General features: G+C 68.6%; 5 protein-coding genes. All 5 read left to right on the top strand.

All coding sequences use genetic code 11. From position 1 onward, the window contains the following. Window positions 1–129 precede the first annotated feature (129 nt). The gene (locus tag ACLFOB_RS14530) at window positions 130–924 is read left to right on the top strand and encodes a S49 family peptidase (RefSeq protein WP_410926547.1); all 795 of its coding nucleotides are present in this window, start codon (window positions 130–132) and stop codon (window positions 922–924) included. 1 nt (window position 925) lies between these two features. Then, a complete protein-coding gene (locus tag ACLFOB_RS14525; RefSeq protein WP_410918551.1) occupies window positions 926–1102 on the top strand; it encodes a hypothetical protein in 177 nt (58 codons plus the stop codon). Window positions 1103–1106: 4 nt separating this feature from the next. Next, a complete protein-coding gene (locus ACLFOB_RS14520) occupies window positions 1107–2054 on the top strand; it encodes a calcium/sodium antiporter (RefSeq protein WP_410926546.1) in 948 nt (315 codons plus the stop codon). Window positions 2055–2066: 12 nt separating this feature from the next. Beyond that, a complete protein-coding gene (locus ACLFOB_RS14515) occupies window positions 2067–2846 on the top strand; it encodes an SDR family oxidoreductase (RefSeq protein ID WP_410926545.1) in 780 nt (259 codons plus the stop codon). Window positions 2847–3141: 295 nt separating this feature from the next. After that, the coding region (gene uvrC, locus ACLFOB_RS14510; RefSeq protein WP_410926544.1) for an excinuclease ABC subunit UvrC at window positions 3142–4013 on the top strand (872 nt) is incomplete at its 3' end.

Here is a 4013-nt window from a genome sequence, read left to right as displayed (position 1 = left end):
GGGCGCACACAGCCCAGGTGCCCGGTGCGCCGCTCCGCGCGTGGCGCCCACTGTTGCCCCCGCGTCCCGCTGCGCGGTTAATTCGGCCTGTGCCTTGTTCCGGCACGGGCGGCAATCTACATGCCGCGCATGGAATTGCGCCTGCCCTTCCTCTCGCGCCGGCCCGTGGTTTCGGTGGTCCGCATGACCGGCATGATCGGAGCGGGCGGCCGCGCCACGCTGAACGACCGCGCCATCGCGCCCGCGATCGAGCGCGCCTTCGCGCGCAGGCCCGCCGCCGTGGCGCTGGAGATCAACTCGCCCGGCGGCTCGCCGGTGCAGTCCTCGCTGATCGGCGCCCGCGTCCGCCGTCTCGCGGACGAGAAGAAGATCCCGGTGCATGCCTTCGTCGAGGATGTGGCGGCCTCGGGCGGCTACTGGATCGCCGCGGCGGCCGACGACATCTGGGCCGACACCGGCTCGATCGTGGGCTCGATCGGGGTGATCTCTGCCAGTTTCGGGGCGCATGTCTTCCTCGCCCGGCAGGGGTTGGAGCGGCGGATCTACACCGCCGGCAAGTCCAAGACCCTGCTCGACCCCTTCGAGCCGGAAAAGCCCGAGGACGTGGCCCGCATCCGCCGCGTGCTCGACCAGATGCACGGCAGCTTCATCGACCACGTCAAGACGCGGCGCGGCGACCGGCTGGCCGACGAGCCGGACCTCTACACCGGCGAGATCTGGCTGGGGAAGGCCGCGCAGGAGGTGGGGCTGATCGACGGCATCGGCCACATCGCCCCGAAGCTCAGGGAGCTTTATGGCGACAAGGTCCGTTTCCGCCGCTACGGCGTGAAGCGCCCGCTCTTCGGCCGCCTGGGCGCGGCGGCGGTGGAACAGGCGCTGGCCGGGATCGAAGAGCGGGCCGCCTACGCGCGGCTGGGCCTCTGACGTGCTGCTGAAGGTCGCGGTCCTCTTCCTCGTCTTCATGGGTGTCCTCGCGATGTTCGGCAAGCTGCGCCTGCCGAAGCTGCCGGGGCACAAGGCGCTGTCGTCACGGCGCTGCCGCCGCTGCGGCCGCTACAGGATCGGCAAGGGGCCATGCCCCTGCGGCGAGGGAAAGGGCTGAGGGCATGATGGTCTGGCTGCTGGCGGGCCTCGGCCTCGTCATCCTTCTGCTTGCGGGCGACGCGCTGGTGAAGGGTGCGGCCAACCTTGCCCTGCGGATCGGGGTGCCGGCGCTGATCGTGGGTCTCACGATCGTGGCCTTCGGTACATCGGCGCCGGAATTGCTGATCTCCGTACAGGCCATTCTGGCGGATGCGCCCGGCATCGCGTTGGGCAATGTCGTGGGCTCGAACACCGCCAACATCCTGCTGGTGCTGGGGATCCCCGCGCTTATGGCCGGGCTGCAGACCAGCGAGTGCGAGACGCGCAAGAGCTATTTCCTGATGCTTGGCGCGAGCGTGCTGTTCATCGGGCTGGCCTTCACGGGCACCTTCACCTGGTGGTCCGGGCTGATCCTGCTGGCCGCGCTCGCGCTCATCCTTGGCGACAACTTCCGGGACGCGCGCGCGCACCGCTACGCGGCGATAGCGGCGGAGCCGGAAGAGGTCGAGGGCGCCGACCCGGACATGCCGCGGTGGAAGATCGGACTCTTCCTTGCGCTCGGGCTCGTGGGTCTGCCGCTGGGCGCCGACATCCTGATCGACAACGCGACGGTCATCGCGCGCACCTACGGTGTGTCGGAGACGGTGATCGGCCTCACGCTGATCGCGCTGGGCACCTCGCTGCCCGAGCTTGCGACCACGGTGATGGCCGCGCTGCGCAGGCAGGCCGACGTGGCGCTGGGCAACGTGATCGGGTCGAACATGTTCAACCTGCTGGCGATCATCGGCATCACGGCCCTTGTGGGCGACGTGCCGGTGGCCCCTGAGTTCCTGCGCGTCGATCTCTGGGTGATGCTGGCCGCCTCGCTGGCGCTCGCGCCCTTCGTCCTCTTCCGGATGAACCTGACGCGTCCCTGGGGCGTCGCCTTGACCGCGGCCTATGTGGCCTATGTCCTCAGCCTGCTTCACTGACCGGAGGTGGGGATGACGGCGGCACTGGTAACCGGGGCGGGCGTGCGACTGGGCCGGGCCATGGCGCTCTGCCTTGCCGAGCGCGGGCATGACGTGGCGGTGCATTTCGCCACGTCGGAGGGGCCTGCGCGCGACGTGGTGGCGGAGATCGAGGCGATGGGCCGCCGCGCCGCCGCGCTGCGCGCCGACCTGCTGGACGAGGCGCAGGTCGTGCCGCTGGTGGGCCGGGCGGCCGAGGCGCTGGGCGCTCCGCTGACGGTGCTGGTCAACAATGCCTCGATCTTCGAACACGACCGGATCGAGACGGCGACGCGCGAAAGCTGGGACCGGCATTTCGAGAGCAACCTGCGCGCGCCCTACGTCCTGACACAGCACTTCGCCGCGCAGGTGCCCGACCCGGTGAGCGACGCGGACGGCGAGCCGGTGGCCCAAGGCCTCGTCGTCAACATGATCGACCAGCGGGTGTGGAAGCTGACGCCGGAGTTCTCGACCTACACGCTGGCCAAGGCCGGACTCTGGGCCTTCACCCGGACGGCGGCGCAGGGTCTGGCCCCGCGCGTGCGCGTCAACGCCATCGGACCGGGCCCCACGCTGCGCGGCGGGCGGCAGTCCAGGGATCACTTCGCGCGCCAGCGCGCCGCGACGATCCTGCGCCGAGGCGCCGATCCGGAGGCCATCACGGCGGCGCTGCGCTACCTTCTCGAGGCCCGGGCGGTCACCGGCCAGATGATCGCCGTGGACGGTGGCCAGCACCTCGCATGGGCCACGCCGGACGTGCTTGGAGTCGAGTGAGCCGCAGTGCCCGAGCGGAAGTTGTGCACTGCGGTTGCGCCGTACACGCAAGCGTTACAATTTCGTTAAGTGTTTCAGTCGCTTGGCCCTGCGCCAGAAAATTTCAACGCGAAGTCAACACCTTATATTAATGCTCAAAAATTGAGCAAGCACAGGAAGCCGCCTTGGAACAACGAAAAATTCGCCGCTTCGGGATTTTGCCTACAGACTTGTCCACAGGTTCCGTGGATGCCTTTTGCCTTGCAAACGCCGTCCGGCGATTGCAGCCGACCGGGGGGAATCGTATCTGTGATCCATGGCGGACACGAAGTCTGATACGGACGGCACGGCGCTGACCGGGCACGCCTGCATCCAGAGCTACCTGAAGACCCTGCCGGCCTCGCCCGGCGTCTACCGGATGCTCGATGCGCAGGCCCGCGTGCTCTACGTCGGCAAGGCGCGCAACCTGAGGGCGCGGGTCTCGAACTATGCCCGGCCAACGGGGCACAGCCCGCGGATCGCGCGCATGATCCGCGAGACGGCCTCGATGATGTTCCTGACGACGCGGACGGAAACCGAGGCGCTGCTGCTCGAGCAGAACCTCATCAAGCAGCTCAAGCCGCGCTACAACGTGCTGCTGCGCGACGACAAGAGCTTTCCCAACATCCTGGTCACGAAGGATCATCCCTATCCGATGATCCGCAAGCACCGGGGCGCCAGGACGCAGAAGGGCGCCTATTTCGGCCCCTTCGCCAGCGCCGGCGCGGTCAACCGCACGCTCAACCAGCTGCAGAAGGTGTTCCAGCTGCGCAACTGCTCGGATTCGATGTTCGACAGCCGCACGCGCCCCTGCCTGCTCTACCAGATCAAGCGGTGTTCCGGCCCCTGTGTCGGCCTGATCTCGGAAGAGGACTATGCCGCCAGCGTGCGGGACGCCGAACGCTTCCTGGCCGGGCGCTCCACGAAGATCCAGGAAAGCCTGGCCGCGCAGATGGCCGAGGCGGCGGAAAGGATGGAATTCGAGCGCGCCGCTGCGCTGCGCGACCGCATCCGCGCGCTGACGCAGGTGCAGGGCGCGCAGGGCATCAACCCCCGCGGCGTGGCAGAGGCGGATGTCGTCGCGCTCCACATGGAGGGCGGGCAGGCCTGCGTGCAGGTCTTCTTCATCCGCGCCAACCAGAACTGGGG

The sequence above is a fragment of the Rhodosalinus sp. genome, from assembly GCF_046542825.1.
In the GTDB taxonomy this organism is placed as follows: Bacteria; Pseudomonadota; Alphaproteobacteria; order Rhodobacterales; family Rhodobacteraceae; genus Rhodosalinus.
Note: the sequence above shows the minus strand (reverse complement) of the source record. Positions and strands in the feature narration are given on the sequence as shown.

What these genes read in the sequence shown, in the direction of transcription:
- ACLFOB_RS14515 (WP_410926545.1), top strand. Translation starts at nt 2,067, where the DNA reads ATGACGGCGGCACTGGTAACCGGGGCGGGCGTGCGACTGGGCCGGGCC.
- ACLFOB_RS14530 (WP_410926547.1), top strand. Translation starts at nt 130, where the DNA reads ATGGAATTGCGCCTGCCCTTCCTCTCGCGCCGGCCCGTGGTTTCGGTG.
- ACLFOB_RS14520 (WP_410926546.1), top strand. Translation starts at nt 1,107, where the DNA reads ATGATGGTCTGGCTGCTGGCGGGCCTCGGCCTCGTCATCCTTCTGCTT.